The following is an 18,170-nucleotide window of genomic DNA, read 5'->3' as shown; positions in this document are numbered from 1 at the left end:
TTTATGGGATAAGGCTTTTGTCTAACTACTAACCACCAACCACTAACTACTAAAATAATGGGAAGAGCATTCGAATTTAGAAAAGAAAGAAAATTTAAACGTTGGTCTAAAATGGCCGTACAGTTTACCCGTATTGGTAAAGATATTGTAATGGCAGTTAAGGAATCTGGCCCAAATCCAGAAACCAACTCTCGTTTGCGTACTGCGATGCAAAACGCGAAGGCTGTAAATATGCCAAAAGATAGGGTAGAGGCGGCAATTAAGCGTGCTTCTGATAAGTCGATGGCGAATTACGAGGAGATTGTTTACGAAGGATATGCCCCACACGGCGTTGCGGTTTTAATTGAAACGGCAACTGATAATACTAATCGTACCGTGGCTAACGTTCGCAGCTATTTCAACAAAACCAATGGCTCTTTGGGTAAAACAGGTTCTTTGGATTTTGTTTTCAATAGAAAATCTATTTTCAGATTTGCACCTACCGAAGACTTAGATTTGGAAGAATTAGAGTTTGAATTAATTGACGCTGGTTTGGAAGAGCTTTATGTAGAGGCTGATGAAGAAGGAAACGATATTGTAGTAGCACAAGGTGCATTTGAGAATTTTGGTTCCCTACAGAAAGCATTAGAGGAAAAAGGTCTTGAATTGAAAAGCTCAAAACTAGAGCGCATTGCTTTGTCTCATCACGAAGTAACCGAAGAACAAGCTGCCGATGTATTGAAGCTGATTGACAAACTGGAAGAGGACGATGACGTTCAAGCGGTTTACCATAACATGGCCGAGTAAGCCACCAAAATAATTCCCCTTAAACCTCGTATGTTTCAAAACTTACGAGGTTTTTTTTATGAAGCGCAAATTACCTGCTTTTTGGTTCCGATAGTCCCGCCATTCATTACAAGTCCGCACTCGCTTTACTCGCTTGCGGGCTTTACATTACTGTCGGGGCTAATGATGTCAGTCAAACCTCTCCTTAAAAAGGTGAGAGAATAAGTAGTGCTAATCATTTCGGAAGCCAGTTTCTTATCTCTTAGAGGGAGTAATTTAGAGGCTTCCCATTACAGTAAACCTCATAGGTTGAAATATTATTTATACCCCAAATTGCTTAAGGTGATGATCCAGATGTTTGTAAAACATATTATTCCATTCATTGTCACTCAAAGGACCAAATGAATGGGAAACCTTACCATCAAAAATATAGGCACCTAATACTTGGGTTTCTCTAATGTAATCAACCAAGCGTTTCTTTTCCGTCTCAAAATCTTTCTCGTCGCTAATTAAAAATGCAGGCGCTGTTTTCGAATTTTTAGGGTAAGGCTTTTTCGATACCACCATTTTCTTTATAAATTTTTTTAAGATAAAGCGCATCAAGAAGCCTGGTTTCGGATGTTTGTTTGTATACACCATTTCATAGGCCACACAGCAATGTGCTAACATTTGGGCAACGCTCATTTTGCCCCAAAACGGTTGCGAACTTGGTGTTAATTTGTTGATTCTTTCGATCACACCTTCTGCTATTTCTTTGGTGAAAATATTAGGTAAATCCATGGTCTAATTTTTTACGAAACTAGCTTATTTTTTGTGTGAAAGCAACCAAGGCAACAAATCTGGTTCGGCAAAGGCACTGTCCCAACTATTGTGGTTAGCTTTTAGGTAGACCGTAAATTTTGGGGTGTTACCAAGTTTTTTAAGCTTGCGGTAAATACCATAAGAAAACTGCGGAGTAACCACATCATCTAAACCGCCGTGAAAAATCCATAACGGTACATGCTTGTATTTTTTAGCATTCAGTACATTGTCACCACCACAAATGGCAAATGCTGCAGCAAAGGTGTTAGGTTTTCTTCGTAACATTTCAAAAGTTCCCATACCACCCATAGATAGACCACCTACATAAATTTTAGTAGGGTCAACAAAGCTGTTTTTAAAGTAGTTATCGGTAAACTGAAGTACTAAGCTCATAGCTTTGGTAGGCTGCCCACCTTTTATAAAAGTGAAGAAACGCTTCGTATTTACGGTGTCAATTTCTACATTGGCCCAATAGCTGTTGGAAGCACATTGCGGGAAAATGGTGATCACTTGGTGGTTATTCCTGAAGTTTTCGTTTAAAAACAGTTTGCCACCATTGGCCAGTTGTTTTTCATTGTCTTTACCACTCTCGCCACGTCCATGGAGGAAAAGAATTACAGGATATTTTTTCTGGCTATCGAAGTTTTTAGGATAAAGTATGCGGTATTTCAAGGTATCGCCATTGGCTACAAAAAAAGCTTTTTTGTATAGGGAAAGATCTTGGGCAAATGCAGTTGCGCTAAGGAAAAATAATAGTATGGCTATGCTTATTCTTTTCATATTATTCAATTCATGTTATTCTTTCATTTCCATCACTATTCCTACCCGTCATTTCGACGATAGGAGAAATCTAACGATTTGTTGGCTTTAATGCCAAATATTCTTTGCTGTCCTTTAAATGACAAGAGCATACTTCAATATTTTCGTCATTTTGATCTAAAATTTAAGGAGAGAAATCTAATGCGACACTATAAAGTTGCTAGATTTCTCCTATCGTCGAAATGACGATGCCTTTTTTTAAGACTTACGAAGTTTCAAAAACTTCGTAAGTCTTAAGGAGCCTATTTAAACTAGCAAATTACTTCACTAACTTAAAATCAACCTCTTTGACATCTCTTGAATTTGTACCAATAAAGGCTTTGAAATCTCCTGCTTCAGAAACGAATTTAAGTTCGCTGTTGTAAAACCTCAACATTTCTTCTGAGATGGTAAAGCTTACGTTTTTGGTTTCGCCAGGTTGAAGGCTGATTTTTTGGAAGCCTTTCAGTTCTTTAACTGGTCTTGTGCTAGTTCCTACCAAATCGCGGATGTAAAGCTGCACTACTTCTTCTCCTGCTCGTTTACCACTGTTGGTTACCCTAGTACTTACTGTAATTTTTTGACCAGGTTTAAAGCTGTTGTTACTAATTTTAACATCACCGTAATTAAACGTGGTATAGCTTAAACCATAACCAAAAGGATATAAAGGCTCATTGCTCACGTCTAAATAGTTAGAAAGAAAACGGGTAAACCATTTGTTGTTACCTAGTGGACGACCCGTCATTTTATGGGCGTAATAAAGTGGTATTTGACCAACGTTTTGAGGGAAAGTCATGGTGATTTTACCAGAAGGGTTTACATCACCAAACAATACATCGCTAATGGCATGTGCTGCTTCCACGCCACCAAACCAAACGTTTAAAATGGCGGGTACGTTTTGCTGCTCCCAAGTTAAGGTCATTGGTCTGCCAGCAAATAAAACCAACACTACAGGTTTGCCTGTTTGTAATAAGGCCGCCAATAATCTTCTTTGTGTATCAGGAATGCCAATATCGGTACGACTTGAGCTTTCGCCGCTCATTTCAGAAGCTTCGCCTAAAGCAGCTATTACCACATCAGCCTTTTCTGCAATTTTTACCGCTTCGGCAATGATTTCGCTTTCAGGTCTATTGTCCCTTGGGATATCACGTCCGTGGGCAGTACCCCAAATTTGCTGATTAGGATCGCCAATGAGGTTTGAACCTAAGGCGTGCAGAATTTTTACGTCTTTACCTGCTACGGTGGTTAGACTTTCCAATAGGGTAGGGATACGAGCAAAATCGGCATTTACGCTCCAAGTACCAGGCATATTTGATCTGGTATTGGCCAAAGGGCCCACTAAGGCAATGGTGCCTTTTTTCTGCAAAGGAAGGGTTTGATTCTCATTTTTTAACAGCACAAACGTTTTGGTAGCCGTTTCACGGGCAAACTGTAAGTTGTCTGCGGTTAAAATTTCTTTGGCCGCTCTTTCTTCGCTGCAATATTTGAATGGATCATCAAATAAACCCAATTTGTATTTTGCTTCTAAAATTAAACGGCAAGCATTGTTGATTTGAGCAATCGTCACTTTGCCTTCTTTTAAAGACTGAGCAAGGGTAGTTAAAAATCCTTCGCTCACCATATCCATATCTGTTCCAGCTTTTAAGGCTAAGCCCGATACTTGTTTTAAATCGCCCAGCCCGTGTGGTACTAGCTCACTCACCCCAGTATAATCTGAAGCTACAAAGCCTGTAAAACCCCATTGTTTTCTAAGTAAATCGGTTAATAGCCATTTGTTGGCCGTAGCAGGTACACCGTTAATGTCGTTAAAAGAAACCATTACACTACCAGCGCCAGCATCTATTGCCGCTTTGTATGGAGGAAGGTATTCGTTATACATCCTGTCCAAGCTCATGTCAGTGGTGTTGTAATCTCTACCGCCTTCAGCAGCACCATATAAAGCCAAATGTTTTACACAGGCCATCATGGTGTTTACTTCTTTTAGGTCATTGCCTTGGTAGCCTTTTACCATGGCTTTGGCAATGGCAGAACTTAAGAATGGATCTTCTCCATTTCCTTCAGCTACACGGCCCCAACGTGGGTCGCGAGATAAATCTACCATTGGTGAAAAGGTCCAATTTAAACCATCGGCAGTGGCTTCAGTAGCCGCTACTCTTGCTGTTTTTTCAATTAACGACATGTCCCAACTGGCAGCTAATGCCAATGGAATAGGAAAGGTTGTTTTATATCCATGAATGACGTCCTGTCCAAAAATCAAAGGAATTTTTAATCGGCTACGCATAGCGATTTCCTGTGCTTTGCGGATTTTTTGAGGGGTAGTTAAACTAAAAATTCCCCCAACATTTCCTTTGGCAATTTTAGATTCTACGCCTGTACTTACTGCCGCTCCAGTGGTTGCTTCGCCACCAGTAACAAGGTTCAATTGTCCAATTTTTTCATCTACCGTCATTTTAGCCATGAGGTTTTTGATGAAGGCATCCATTTTCTGTTTCTCGGTGACAACTGTTTTCGCTTTTTGCGCAAAAGCAGGTAATGTTAGGGCCGCGGCAAATGCTATAATGATTTTCTTCATGCTATAATCTCTATTTTGAATAGGTAAAACCTAGTTTTGTTAATCCTGTTTGTATCTCTGGTGCACTCATGAAAAGCTTCCATAAAAGCCCAGTTCTTCCATTTTCTATCATCACTACAATTGGACCTTGATCAATACCGATGTATCTTTTCGGATACCAGTTGGCGGTTTCGCTGTAGGCATCATAAAATCCAAATTCGCCCCAAACTTTATCTTTCATGTCTTCATACAAATGTCTCATTACCTGCATGCTTTCTTTTGGTGCATAAGGATAAGAGGACAGGGCTGCCGTTGGACTAATTACCCCAAAATCTTCATTGGGCATGTGTGCAGCATACCCTTTTACAGAATAGCTGGCCGTTAAGCCCCACGAGTTTTTGCCATAACCTTTAAAACCTTTCGGATTAGCAATGGCATAGTCGTAGTTAATAAGCGTGTGGCTTTTGTTTTCTTCCCAATAATCAGCGTATTTATCTTTCAACCCTTTTGGATTAAGGCCCAGATAAGAATAATGTGCCCAAAAAAGTGGTCCAACACTTTCGCCTACTACGTTGTGCTTTAACTTTACAGGATGTCCGTAAAGGGAAATATTGGTGTTAATGGCACCGCTTTTCGCCCAACCTTGATGATAAACCTCTGGGGGTACGCCGTGAGTAGGAGAGCAAGCTGCCATGATATAGGTAATTAGACATTCGTTATAGCCCGTAATGGCGAAGTTCATTTTCCAGCCAGAGTTTGGTGACCAATGCCAGTAAAGTACGTTTTCATTGTTTTTTCTATAAAAATTCCAGTCAATGCCTTTCCATAGTTCATCGGCTTTTTGAGCCAAAGCTTTTTCTTGTTCGTTTCCATTGGCATAATATTGACGTACACAAACCAATGCCTGTGCTAAAAAAGAGGTTTCTACCAAATCGCCGGCATCATCGTTTTTGCCGAAAGCTTTTGCTTTGCCACTAGGCAGCATCCAGTGCGGCCAAACACCATGAAATCTATCGGCTTTTGCCAAAAAATCAAGTCCTTTTTTAAGGTGGGCATAACCTTGTTCGCGAGTAATGAACTTGCGTTCGATAGCCACAATAGTGCCCATAATGCCAAAGCCACTGGCCCCAGTAGCAATTACATCCTTGTCGTTTTGTGGATATACATTATCGCTGTGATAGCGTTCTCTTGAAAGGCCAGAAACAGGTTCGGCACCTTCGTAAAAATACTTATAGGTTTGTTTTTGTATTACCGTGAGCAATTCATCGTCGGTAAGTTTTTTACTTTGATTGCTGGTTTTACTAACCGAGCAGCTACCTAAAAGGGCAATGATGGGAATAAAGTACTTTAATTTCATTTGTGTGTATTATAAATTCGGGCTCGAAAATCCGAGTGTTTTCATTCCTGTTTTAATTTCGGGAGCACTCATAAAGAGGTTCCATAATAACTTGCTTCGATAGTTCTCAATCATAATGATGATTGGACCTTGATCAATGGCTAAAAATGAGCTGGCAAACCAAGGATCGTTGAGGTTAAAGGCATCAATAAAACCGTATTCCTTCCAAAGCTTGTCTCCCAATTTGTAATAAAAGAACTTAAGGGCCGCCATCGATTGTGTTGGGGTATATGGAAACGAAGCTAATGCTGCGGTAGGCGCAATTACTCCTCTGTCATTAGTTGGTGAGCTAGCGGTATATCCATTAGGAATATCACTGGCCGTTAGTCCCCAACAATTTGCGCCATAACCATTATGTTTTACTGGATTGGCCACGCAGTAATTATAGTTAATCATGGCGTGCGCTTTGTTTTGCGTTTCGTAATTGGCATATGCGTCGCTTAATCCGTTGGGGTTAATTCCTAGGAACGAATACTGCGAAAGGAACAAAGGCCCACCATTTGCATTGCCTAATGGGAGTTGTACGCCATAATAGGTGCTGCCGTTTTTCATGGCCCCATTTCTGGCCCAGCCCTCATCATATACATTTTTTGGAATACTATGGGTAGGGGAGGACGCCGCAAGTACATAGGTAATTAAACATTCATTCCACCCTTGTATTTTAAGGTTCATGTCCCAATTGTAGTTGGGGCTCCAGTGCCAAAAAAGTGAATTGGTTCCATTGCGGTACCAGTCCCATTCTACTTGGTTGTATAAGGTGGTGATGTCGTTTTTTAAGTTGGTTTCGGCAGCAGAGGTTCCATCAAAATATTGACGTGCCGTTAAAAGGCCAGCCATTAACAGGGAAGTTTCTACCAAATCGCCACCGTTATCTTTGGCGCTAAAAGCGATGGCTTTCCCTGTGTTACCGTCTATCCAATGCGAATAAGCGCCATGGAAGCGATCGGCTGTTTTTAAGAAGTTCACGATCTGTTGGGTTCTGGCAAGTCCATCAGCCCTGCTGATAAAATTACGGTGAATACCAGTAACGAGGGCCATTACACCAAAACCAGATCCTCCAGAGGTAACGGTGTTGCCAGAAGTATTTCTTTCTCTGGCCATACCACTTACGGGATGGGCAAAATCCCAGAAGTATTTAAAGGTTTGTTTTTGGACAAGGGTAAGGAGCTCGTCGTCACTTATTCTTGGAAATTTATCGGTATCATCTAAGCCTGAGATGAGGGTAATAATCACGGGATTGATCAGTCGGCCACCGCCAGCTGATTTGAGTTGGTCGTTCACCGCAAGTTCGTAACTGCTAAACGAAGAGAGGTTGTTTTGAGGCGTTACATTTGCAATTTTGTTGTTGCCTTCATAGGTGACAAATACAGGAACGGTTGTTCCTGAAGCATCTTTTAATAAAATGCTACTGGTTACGGTAGCTGGATTTATGGCTTCGGTGAAAGTAAATTTTACGACTGGTTTAAGGGGAAGATTGGTGTATTTTAAACTGCCGTTACTAACTCCATTTACAGAAAAATGTAAAGAAGTATCGGTATTTATAGGTTGATTTGAATTATTTTTTTTGCAGGAAAAGAGAACTGTGATGCCTAAACACAAACAGAAAAATTGATGAATAAAGGGTGACGTTCTAAGATGATTCACAACAAAAGTTTTATGAAAGGATTTCAAAAAAAGGCACAGCATAACACTGTGCCTTTATGTTTTTAATAATTATTTACCTGCTTTACCTAAGTTGTAAAGGGCTTTTGCAATCGCATCTGGCATGAATCTGTTGTAGATCCTTACTTCGTCGATTACACCCGTCATTGGAGCATAAGCTACATCAGCATTCACCGTTTTTCCTGGAATTAGGTTGTAGTTGGCGCCAAAAATTAGCTCGCTAGGTTCGTAAGATTTGAAAAGATTGTTTCCTACACCTCTGTCGGAAAAACTACCAATATTAACACCATTTGCAACAATGTTAAACCTTCCTGTTAAACCGTTGTAAGCAATTACTAAGTGAACCCAGTTGTCGTTGCCAATTTTAGGAGAAGTGGTATTGTTTAAGTTATCTTGTGTACCCCCGCCTACGGTTGCAAAAATAGGATTGATACCAATAAAATCTAAATTGGTGGCTGGTCTTGCTTGCGTATTTAAGTTAATGTTCAAGTTGCCTTGAAGCACGCCTGGTCTGGCAATGGTTAACAACATGGTACGTTTGGTGCCGTTGTTTAAAATCTTGATCCACTGACTGATGGTAAAGCTTTTGAATACGTCTGTTTTAAAGGCATTGAATTGTGTGCCATAATAAACATATCCTGAGTTTAAGTTTAACGCTTTACCCTTAAAACCTGCCACAAAACTATCACCGTTTTTTAAGGTTGGCGCAGTATTGGAAAGCTTTTCATTATAAGTGTCATCAAAAGTAAAGTACGCCACCATATTCTCTTTGAAAACGTCTTCGGTCGTTCTGAAACCATCGATGGTGCCTTCATAATCCGCAGGACTAACCTCTGGCAAATTGTTTGGGTTTCCGTCTTTTTTGCAAGAAGAGAAAGCAGTTGCTGCTAGTGTTAATGCTAGCAAACAACCCTTTGTATATATATTTGAAAATTTCATATGAGTAATGATTAATAGCCCGTGTTTTGGGTTAACTTATTAGGTTCTTTACTTAAGTCTATTTGAACAATAGGGATAGGCATTAATACGTCGCGGAATTCAGCAAAATTAGGTCTGTTTGCGGCAGCCATTGCTGCCCCTGAAATGCCCCATCTTACTAAGTCGAAGAAGCGGTCGTGTTCCATTGCCAACTCTACTCTTCTTTCTTGACGGATAGCTTGTCTCAATTGCGCTTGGTCTACAAAAACGATATCAGGTAATGTTCCAGCAGGGGCTCCCTGTCTTGCTCTCGCTCTAACACTGTTTAAAGCGTTTGTAGCTGCGGTAAAATTAGCGGTGCCACCCACTTCGTTGGCTGCCTCAGCGTACATTAATACCACATCTGCGTAGCGTAATATTCTTATGTTCATCCACCAACCAAATCTGTTGCCAATTGAAGCTCTTCTGGCTGGATTAGTATAAACTTTGTGATTATAAATTGGATTTTGCCAAGTAGTACCTGTTGCATCACCATATACTGATCGGTAAGTAGTGGTACCAGTGCTTCTATAAAGGAAGGTTCGGGCCTTACGAGGATCATTAGGTTCATATGCTAAATCTAAGGTGGTGTTGGGTACGTTGAAGCCGTCTCCAAGGTTCCAATCGCCAGAAGCTCTAACGCCTTGATTTGCGGCGTACTGTACACCGTTATTTGTTGGAATAGCAGCTGTTGCGGTTGCTTGCACTTCAAAAACACTTTCTTTACTGTTTTCTCCTTCCTCCTTGAAAATTTCGCTGTAAGGAGTATTTAAATTGTATTGTCCGCTAGTCATCACTAAGTTAGCTGCAGCCATTGCTGCTCCCCACTTTTGTTGAGTTAAATAAACTTTAGCTAATAGCCCGTTTGCGGCACCGCTAGTTGCACGTCCAACAAAGCGCGGGTCCCAAGTAGGAGGCAGGTTTGTTGCCGCAAATTGTAAATCGCTTTCAATTAAGGCATAGGCTTGCGCTGGTGTGCTTTGTGGTACACCAGGTTGTCCAGGTGTTTGCGGTTTGGTCACTAAAGGAATTCTACCAAAGAATCTTACCATGTTAAAGTAAGCGTAAGCTCTTAAAAATCTAGCTTCTGCCTGAGATTGGATTTTATTTGCATCAGTAGCAACAATCTCTTTGTTATTCTCAATTTGGTCTAACACGATATTGCATTTGTCTATCATTCCATAATATTCTACCCACATGCCGTTAATAATGCCGTTAGCAGGTGAAAGTGGAAATGTTTCAAAGGTTTGTACGTTTGCACCGCCATCACCAGGAGAACTGCCAATATCTGAGTCATCGCTTCTTACTGCTGTAGAAAGAACAAAGCCAAAGGAATGCACACCGTATGCTCTTAAACTTTTATAGGCCGCAAAAATATATTGGTCATATGGGCCTGAACCTCCTGGGTAAGGATAGTCCTCGTCGGTATACTGTCCTTGTCTTTGTGTATCTAGAAATTTTTTACAGCTAGAGATTGATGCCATAAGCGCTATTGCTAAACACGCTACACCAATTTTCTTTGTTGTTTTATATAATGTTTTCATTTTTCAAAAATTAATTACGGTGGTTAAAAAGTTACATTTAATCCAAAAGAGTAAACGGCTGGAACTGGATAAATTCCATTATCTGCACCACTTTGAAGCATGTCGCTTATTTGAGCCTCAGGCGTGTATCCTGTGGCTTTTGTCCATGTTTTAATATTTTGTCCACTGATGAAAAGACGTAATTTTTGCACACCAATGCTCTTCATTGCTGCATTAGCAAAAGCATAACCTAATTGTACATTACGGATACGGAAATAATCACCAGGTTCTAAGAAATAGCTGCTAAATAAATAGTTGTTCGCACGGTTTCTGTTGATGATGGGTTCAACATTGCTAGTACCTGGAGCTGTCCATGCATTTAACCTGTTGGTCTCGTAATTTAACACGGCGAAACTTCCTGTACGACGTTGCGTATAAATGTGGTTTCCTGCCACGCCTTGACCTTCAATGGCTACATCAAAACCTTTATAGCTCATAGAAAGGTTAAGCCCGTAGCTATAAGGAGGGAAAGGTGTGCCTAAGTAGGTTCTGTCTAAGGGATTGATCACTCCGTCGCCATTGGTATCTTGAAAAGCAATATCACCAGGAGCAGAATCGGGAAAACTGGCCATTTTTGCCAAATCGGCAGAACTTTGGTAAATGCCGATTTGTTTGTAGCCAAAAAAGTAACCAACTGATCTTCCTGTTTCGGTAACATTTGTTCCTCCACCTCTAACGATTTGGAAGTTCGAAGTATTACCAATGGAGTTCACCACATTTTTATTGTAACTGAAATTACCAGTGACATTGTACCTGAAGTCAGATCCAATTACATCATTCCAGCCTAAACTAACCTCTACACCTTTATTGGTAAGCTTACCTAAATTGGTGAAATAGTTATCACTTACGCTCGGTAATATTACTTGAGTAAGGATTCCGTCGGTAGTTTTGTTATAGTAAGTTACTTCTGCACTTAATCTGCTTCTTAGGGCTCTTAATTCTACACCTACATCAACACCCTGTACTATCTCAAAGCGTAAATTTTCGTCAGGAAGATAAGCGTTTCTGATAGAAGGGTATACGTTATTTCCGAAAACAGCTGACTCTCCTGTAGTTAATGCTAATTGGTAAAGATTTGGATCTACTCCATTAGAGTTACCTAATCTACCCCATGCAGCACGGAGTTTTAAAAAGTCAATTCCTTTGATGTTGTTTTTGAAGAAATCTTCTTCACTAGCAACCCATCCTAAACCTACACTACCAAAGGTTCCCCATCTATTTTTCGGCGCAAATCTTGAGCTTCCGTCTCTTCTAATGGTTGCATTTAACAAATACTTGTTTTTGTAGGCATAGCTAACTCTGGCAAAACCACCAGCGTTGGATTCTTCGCTACCTCCACCACCGTTAAAAGTAGGATTGTTTTCGTTAATGATGTTGTTTGATAAATACCAAAATTTAGGATCAAATGGTACATTTAAGGTAGTATCTCTACGAGATCCATTTAATGAAGTGTTTGACATATATACCGTGGTGAAACCTACTACAGCATCGATTCTATGACCGCCATTAAGCTCTTTGCTGTAACTTAAAGTATGATCTTGTTGATATTTTCTACCTTCGAAAGTGTTTTGAGCAACCGTAGTTCTTGCAGAATTGTCATAAACTGTTTCCGTTGGAAGAGTGCCTTCTCCTAAACGGACAAACCTAAAAGGGAGTGGTGTATAGCTACGAGCGTTATTAAAACCTAAATCAGCATATACCGTTGATTTCCAAGTGAAGTCTTTTAAGAATTTAACCTCTGCGTATAAACTTCCATTAAATCTGTAGCCCCTGTTTATTGAGGTATTTCTATTGCGATTCATCTCGGCTACTGGGTTTAGCACCTGTGTTTGAAATGAAGGCATTTGATAATAGGTATTGTCGTTAACCTGTATTGGCGCTATTGGTGCCGCCCATATTGCACGGTTTAGCGTTACAGATGTAGGCTGGTTTCTCCAGTGAAAGCCTGTAATATTTCCGCCAACTTTAATATTGTTGTTTATTCTGATTTCTTCGTTTAAACGAGCAACAAACTTTTTATAGTTGTTGTATTTAACCACCCCATCTTGATTGTTGTAGCCAACATTCAGTAAGGTAGTTGATTTTTCTCCGCTATTAGAAATCGTTAATGAGTTGGTATTGATGGTTGCATTGCGAAGTACTTGATCCTGCCAATCTGTATTTGCAGTGAAATTGGTATAGTCAAACGGAGGTAAACCAGCATTGGCTAATTGTGCCGAATATAGTTTCTTAAATCCGTCTGCATCTACAACGTCTATGCGATTAGCTACATGTTGTACACCCACTGTACTTTGAAAGTTGATGGTAGTTTTTCCTTTAGCTGCTCTTTTGGTGGTAATGGCAATGACACCATTGGCACCTCTTAAACCATAAATTGCCGTTGATGAAGCGTCTCTCAATAAGTCGATGCTTTCAATGTCATTAGGGTTTAGGAAATCAATGTTGTCTTGCAGCAAGCCATCTACTACATATAAAGGATCGGCATATTTGGTACTTGCAATACCTCTTAAACGTACTATTGGGCTAGCGCCTGGTGCTCCTGAATTAGCTACTGTCATTCCTGGAACTTTACCTTGCAAGGCTGCAATGGGATTAGTTACGGTAAACTTCTCAATATCTTCTCCTTTAACACTCGAAATGGAGCCCGTTACATCGGCTTTTTTCTGAGTACCATAACCCACTACTACCACTTGCTGCAAATCATTAGCTGATGGTAATAAGGTTACATTAATTGTTGTCCTGTTGTTCACAGGGATTTCTTGATTGGCAAAGCCAATGAAGGAAAACACCAAAGTAGCGTTTGCTGGTGCACTAATGGTGTAACTTCCAGCTGCATTAGTTTGTACGCCGTTGCTTGTGCCTTTGATCATGATACTTACCGAAGGGATCGGAAGGTTCTGATCGTCTTTTACCACACCCGTAACTGTAACGTTTTGGGCAAAGGCAACGTCTGATAATAAAAGCAAACAAAAACAAGCTAAAACAGAGAGTTCTGTAAAGATTTTTTTCATACCGTTGATTTAATATTTGATTATTTGAACACACAGTCAGTGGAGACATTTTGCGGTGCTACTCCAGTTTTGACTACACGAATGTTGAACTTTTGTTTGGTATGAACAACAAAAAATACTTGCACATTACTACATCAAGTGTGGTAATGACGTTATCTCAAGCTTAGCTTTTACCGCTGTTTTTATTGTCTAAACAGCGGTTTTTGTTTGTTTGATTGAGGAAATGGTACTACTACAAAGCGAGTTTTTATACAGACTTTTAAAGTAATCGAGAAAGTGATATGAGAGGTAATGATGTAGTATTAAAGTTCAATGAGAAACTCCGTAAGGTTTTTGTCATGAGGTACTGCTAGTTTTTTACGCAAACGATACCGACGTATTTCTACGCCCCTAACAGAGATATTTAGTAAGGATGCCATCTCTTTGCTACTCATGTTCATGCGCAGGTAAGCGCAAAGCTTCAGGTCATTTGGAACAAGGTCTGGGTGGTTCGCTTTTAGCTTTTTGAAGAAACTTTCATGGGCCTCATTGAAACTGTTTTCAAATAAATTCCAATCCCGTTCATCATTCATCCCATCATCAATGATTTTTTGGATTTTACGCAATTGGTCGTCTTGAGGCTTTTGGTCTTTGTTGTCTTTAAGCTTGTAAAGCTCCTGACTAATTTTCTGTAACAGCTCATTTTTGTATACCAAGCTCATGGCAGAATTAGCTAGTTCACGACTTTTGCCCGCCAACTCGGCCTGTAATTTATCGGTTTGTAATTTGGCAATCTGTTTTTCGGTTGCTTCCGCTTCTTTTTTCAAATAGTCTTCCTTCTCTTGCTGAAGTTTATGGGCTATTTTCTGCTGGTCTTTTTTAAGCTTTGCTTCGTATATTTTTTTACCTACAATGAGGCCAATAATGATACAAATGAAATAAAAAGCCCAAGCCCAGTTGCTGGCGTACCAAGGTGCAAGAATCACAATTTTTACAGTACTGATTTCGCTGATGGCATGTTCATCTATTTTTGCACGCACTTTAAAAACGTAGGTGCCATTGCTTAAATTGGTGAAATCTTTTTGCGTTGCAGGGCTCCATTCGGACCACTGTTTAGAAAATCCTTCTAAGTAATATTGGAATTTGATTTTGGACAAGCGATAATAGGGAAGGGCGAAAGAGATACGAATGCTATTTCTAGAAAATGGGATTTCAATTTCTTCTTCACTATTTACACTTTCAGCAATGATGCTGTATTTGTCGGTAATGTCGTCAATTTTGCCAATAAGCACCTGTGGTAATTTGGTTGACGCTTTAATCGTGCTAGCCAAAGCATCATTATAAATGGCAAAACCATCATCAACACTTATCAAATAGATATTATTGCTAATTTGACTAATGTTTTCATAGTATTGAACCATGCGCCCATCAAGGATGTTAAAACGGTTCGAATCGATGACAATCTTTCCAGGTTCATTAAAATTGGCCAAGCTCATACGTCCGTGATTGATGAACCAGTATTTGCCGTTACTTGCTTTGATGATTTTATTGGAAGTGCTGAAGTTCCCCAGCTTGTTGTTTAAGGCATGGTACTTATTGAAACGATCGTTGATGTCGTCGTATACATAAAAGCCAGAATCGGAAGAGAAAACTACTCTGTTTTCTAAATTAAAAGCGTTGATGTTGAAGCTACTCGGCAGCCCATTTTTATCATCATAATATTTTATTTTGACTGTTTTTTTAAGGTCTTCGCTTACATTGATACGGTAAAGTCCTTGATAGGCATGGCTTACCCAGATGTTTCCTTTATGGTCTTGTTCTACGTAGCGGGAAGGTTCGCCGAAGCCCTCAATTCGATGACTAAAAGTCCAATTGCCTCCACTATTTTTAACATAAATACTTAAGCCTGTATAAGTGCCTTGAATAAGGTAGTTTGGATTACTGTTGAGTTTCTTTAAGGTCCAACCGCCATTTATACTGGAGATTTTTTCAATCCTATCACCAACAATTGAAAAAGTTCCGTTGTTGTGTCCACAAATAAGCTGGTTGTCTATGCGGCTTAAATCCCATACTTGCCCCTGTGAGTTGGGAATCAGTTTAAAATCGAAATTACCTGCGGCATTATTGCTCCAGTTACCGTAAAATAAGCCTTGATTGGTGCCAAGGTAAATTTTGTTTCCAAAGATTAAGCTAGAATAAACTGTTCCAAATTTTCCAGTCTTATCAAAATAGAAAGATAGTGGCGAGTTTAGTTCGATGCGGTCTATACCATTATCCAATCCAGCCCAAAGATTGTTTTCATTGTCGTTATAAATACTGAGTACGGTATTGTTTTGCAATCCGCTGGTTTTGTTGATGGTTTGCACTACATTGCCATTGACATCGATAATGATAATACCATTTAGAATGGTGCCGAAGGCATAGTAATTATTGAGCACCCTAGCGCCGTTGTTGAGCTGATAGGTTTTTAAGAACTGATTGGCTTGATTGGCAAAAGGACTAAACGTTTTTCCATCGTAAATGAATAGCCCGTTTTTACTGGTGCCAATTAGGAACTGGTTATCTTTATAGGGAAGAATTGATAAAACACCTGTGTTGCCTAATATTTCACTGCCTTCTAACTTAATTAACTGTCTATCCTTAAGTTCAAATAAGCCCTTTTCAATCACTTCTGCAAAAAGCCTGTCGTTTACTTTGTGTAAAAAGAGGAGATTATTGGCAGGTTTGATGACGGTTATTTTCTTGTTCTCGTAAAGGAAAATGTGCGAAAAGGTTTGGAAGTATATTTTCTTGCCAAGGGTGTATATTTTCCAAACTTCGCCAGTAAGTTTTGCATTTTTGGGAAGTAGCTTAGTGAGTGAGGTGTAGGCAAGCTTTTTATGCTGATAGTCCCAAAATCCAAATTCACCGAAGCCCCCAGTATAAATAAGCCCGTCGTTGCTTACCGCTACAGACCTTACAATTTGTTTGTTTGGTAGTTCGTGTTTTTCCCAGTACTTGCCGTTGTAACTTAATAAACCGCCCGAGTTTCCAAAATACATAATCCCTTTTTGATTTTTGGCAATAGACCAATTTTGGTTGCCAGCGGCATATAGTGATTTATGGAAGTTTTGTACGTATGGAACACCAATTCTGGGAATATCGTTAGCCGCTAGTTGCTTAAGACCAAAAAAATAAAGAATAAAAAGAAAGGAAATTCTTGATAAGCTAAGCTTCATACGAAAGTGGTTGATACTGCAATAATTACAAAATAATAAAAATAAAAAGAAACATCACTGTTTAGACGTTGCAATAATAGGATAGACTTATGAAGTTTTCAAAACTTCATAAGTCTTATAAAAAAACTACGAGGTTTATAGCCTAATTATAAAAAAAGCCATCCTAATTTGGACAGCCCATTCTTTATCTTTTAATCTTTCATCGCTACGGGTTGTGGAACCTTCACATAATAACCTGTGCCATCGTACGGGCGTTTACGTGGGTGCTCGCTACAAGCTACGGAGCAACATCCTTGTAGTTCTTCGCCGCAGGCATCGCATTGCGTAAAGTGTTCATTGCATTCAGGATTGGCACAATTGATCATTTTTGGCGTAGTAGTACCACAATTAAAGCATTTGCTTACTACAGTTGGATTAACCGAATTTACGTCAACAGCAATGCGGTTGTCAAACACATAGCACTTGCCTTCAAAATCTTTGCCGCCAGCTTCCTTGCCATATTTAATAATGCCGCCGTGCAGTTGATAAACATCATTAAACCCGTGATGTAGTAATAGGGCTGAAGCCTTTTCGCATTTGATACCACCTGTACAGTAAGTCAGTACTTTTTTGTCTTTATATTGAGCTAGCGCTTCAATTTGTTCAGGAAAGTCTCTGAAATTATCGATGTCTAGCGTAATGGCATTTTTGAATTTACCTAAGTTATGTTCGTAGTTTGATCTTACGTCAAGCACAATTACATCTTCGTCATGCATCATTTTACTAAATTCTGTAGGCTCTAGGTGCTTTCCAGTTTGTTTGTTAGGGTCGATGATGCTTGTGTCCCGTAAGCCCGAATGTACAATTTCGGCTTTGTAGCGACAGTGCATTTTGATGAATGAGGGTTGGTCAACTTCATCAATTTTAAATTCAGTTTTGGCAAAACGTTCATCGGCGTGCACATGCTCCATGTAGGCTTTGCAAGCTTCTTCAGTACCAGATACAGTGCCATTTAAACCTTCATCAGCCACGATAATACGGCCAACTAAACCTAATGATTTGCAAAATTGAAGATGATCAGCAGCAAATTGTTCTGCCTCTGCTATTGGCGAATAGCAGTAATAAAGTAGGGTGTTGTATTTCATATTTCCATTGATACCGCTGCAAACGGCGTTTAAGGCGATACAAAGATAAGTGTAATTTATTTTTTGGCAAAGATGATTTTCATCATAAATTGGTTAGTAGCCACAGATGCACAGATGTGACTTTGCGTTCTTAGCGTATCTTTTTTTTCTTCGCGGTAAAATAATCTAACGCAAAGTGATTTTAAAGTGCTTTTAAAGTTCTCGCAAAGAGAAGTTCGCGAAATAAGTTGATTAGCCACAGATGCACAGATTTGATATCGTGATTTTTCTTTGCGTTCTTAGCGAAGCTCTTCTTTTCTTTGCGATAAATAATCACTTCAAACGA

11 protein-coding genes are annotated in these 18,170 nt (G+C 39.6%); 1 reads left to right on the top strand and 10 read right to left on the bottom strand.

Annotated elements, in window-relative coordinates; genetic code table 11:
- Positions 1-57: 57 nt before the first annotated feature.
- Positions 58-786: a YebC/PmpR family DNA-binding transcriptional regulator gene (locus DUT70_RS08125; protein WP_113646829.1), complete on the top strand. Its 729-nt coding sequence runs from the start codon at positions 58-60 to the stop codon at positions 784-786.
- 300 nt (positions 787-1,086) lie between these two features.
- On the opposite strand, the gene DUT70_RS08120 is transcribed toward DUT70_RS08125, so the two are convergent.
- The 10 genes from DUT70_RS08120 to trhO all read right to left on the bottom strand — a co-directional run bounded on the left by DUT70_RS08120 (position 1,087) and on the right by trhO (position 17,845).
- Positions 1,087-1,545, bottom strand: a complete 459-nt coding sequence (locus tag DUT70_RS08120) for a DUF1569 domain-containing protein (RefSeq protein ID WP_113646828.1) — start codon at positions 1,543-1,545, stop codon at positions 1,087-1,089.
- A gap of 24 nt (positions 1,546-1,569) precedes the next feature.
- Positions 1,570-2,346, bottom strand: a complete 777-nt coding sequence (locus DUT70_RS08115; RefSeq protein WP_113646827.1) for a carboxylesterase family protein — start codon at positions 2,344-2,346, stop codon at positions 1,570-1,572.
- A 298-nt stretch (positions 2,347-2,644) separates the two neighbouring features.
- Positions 2,645-4,936 carry a beta-glucosidase BglX gene (bglX, locus tag DUT70_RS08110; RefSeq protein ID WP_113646826.1) on the bottom strand — a complete coding sequence of 764 codons (2,292 nt, stop codon included), beginning with the start codon at positions 4,934-4,936 and terminating at the stop codon, positions 2,645-2,647.
- 10 nt (positions 4,937-4,946) lie between these two features.
- Positions 4,947-6,272, bottom strand: a complete 1,326-nt coding sequence (locus DUT70_RS08105) for a glucoamylase family protein (protein ID WP_113646825.1) — start codon at positions 6,270-6,272, stop codon at positions 4,947-4,949.
- Between the two features lie 9 nt (positions 6,273-6,281).
- A complete protein-coding gene (locus DUT70_RS08100) occupies positions 6,282-7,955 on the bottom strand; it encodes a glucoamylase family protein (protein ID WP_240432059.1) in 1,674 nt (557 codons plus the stop codon).
- A gap of 69 nt (positions 7,956-8,024) precedes the next feature.
- Entirely contained in the window at positions 8,025-8,912 is an 888-nt protein-coding gene (locus DUT70_RS08095) for a LamG-like jellyroll fold domain-containing protein (protein WP_113646823.1), read from the bottom strand.
- Positions 8,913-8,923: 11 nt separating this feature from the next.
- Complete coding sequence (locus DUT70_RS08090; RefSeq protein WP_113646822.1) at positions 8,924-10,474, bottom strand: RagB/SusD family nutrient uptake outer membrane protein; 1,551 nt, start codon at positions 10,472-10,474, stop codon at positions 8,924-8,926.
- Positions 10,475-10,497: 23 nt separating this feature from the next.
- Positions 10,498-13,524 carry a SusC/RagA family TonB-linked outer membrane protein gene (locus DUT70_RS08085; protein ID WP_113646821.1) on the bottom strand — a complete coding sequence of 1,009 codons (3,027 nt, stop codon included), beginning with the start codon at positions 13,522-13,524 and terminating at the stop codon, positions 10,498-10,500.
- A gap of 302 nt (positions 13,525-13,826) precedes the next feature.
- Positions 13,827-16,721 (bottom strand): triple tyrosine motif-containing protein, encoded by a 2,895-nt coding sequence (locus tag DUT70_RS08080; protein WP_113646820.1) that lies wholly within the window; start codon positions 16,719-16,721, stop codon positions 13,827-13,829.
- 191 nt (positions 16,722-16,912) lie between these two features.
- Positions 16,913-17,845, bottom strand: coding sequence for an oxygen-dependent tRNA uridine(34) hydroxylase TrhO (gene trhO, locus DUT70_RS08075; RefSeq protein WP_113646819.1), 933 nt, complete (start codon positions 17,843-17,845; stop codon positions 16,913-16,915).
- Between the last annotated feature and the right edge of the window lie 325 nt (positions 17,846-18,170).

This window comes from Pedobacter chitinilyticus, from assembly GCF_003313385.1.
GTDB classification, from domain to species: Bacteria; Bacteroidota; Bacteroidia; order Sphingobacteriales; family Sphingobacteriaceae; genus Pedobacter; species Pedobacter chitinilyticus.
The sequence above is the reverse complement of the archived record's forward strand: the minus strand, read 5'-3'. Positions and strand labels throughout refer to the sequence as shown.

Excerpts from the sequence above, each read along its gene's own strand:
- DUT70_RS08125 (WP_113646829.1), top strand. The coding sequence starts at position 58 with ATGGGAAGAGCATTCGAATTTAGAAAAGAAAGAAAATTTAAACGTTGG.
- DUT70_RS08120 (WP_113646828.1), bottom strand. The coding sequence starts at position 1,545 with ATGGATTTACCTAATATTTTCACCAAAGAAATAGCAGAAGGTGTGATC.
- DUT70_RS08115 (WP_113646827.1), bottom strand. The coding sequence starts at position 2,346 with ATGAAAAGAATAAGCATAGCCATACTATTATTTTTCCTTAGCGCAACT.
- bglX (WP_113646826.1), bottom strand. The coding sequence starts at position 4,936 with ATGAAGAAAATCATTATAGCATTTGCCGCGGCCCTAACATTACCTGCT.
- DUT70_RS08105 (WP_113646825.1), bottom strand. The coding sequence starts at position 6,272 with ATGAAATTAAAGTACTTTATTCCCATCATTGCCCTTTTAGGTAGCTGC.
- DUT70_RS08095 (WP_113646823.1), bottom strand. The coding sequence starts at position 8,912 with ATGAAATTTTCAAATATATATACAAAGGGTTGTTTGCTAGCATTAACA.
- DUT70_RS08090 (WP_113646822.1), bottom strand. The coding sequence starts at position 10,474 with ATGAAAACATTATATAAAACAACAAAGAAAATTGGTGTAGCGTGTTTA.
- DUT70_RS08085 (WP_113646821.1), bottom strand. The coding sequence starts at position 13,524 with ATGAAAAAAATCTTTACAGAACTCTCTGTTTTAGCTTGTTTTTGTTTG.
- DUT70_RS08080 (WP_113646820.1), bottom strand. The coding sequence starts at position 16,721 with ATGAAGCTTAGCTTATCAAGAATTTCCTTTCTTTTTATTCTTTATTTT.
- trhO (WP_113646819.1), bottom strand. The coding sequence starts at position 17,845 with ATGAAATACAACACCCTACTTTATTACTGCTATTCGCCAATAGCAGAG.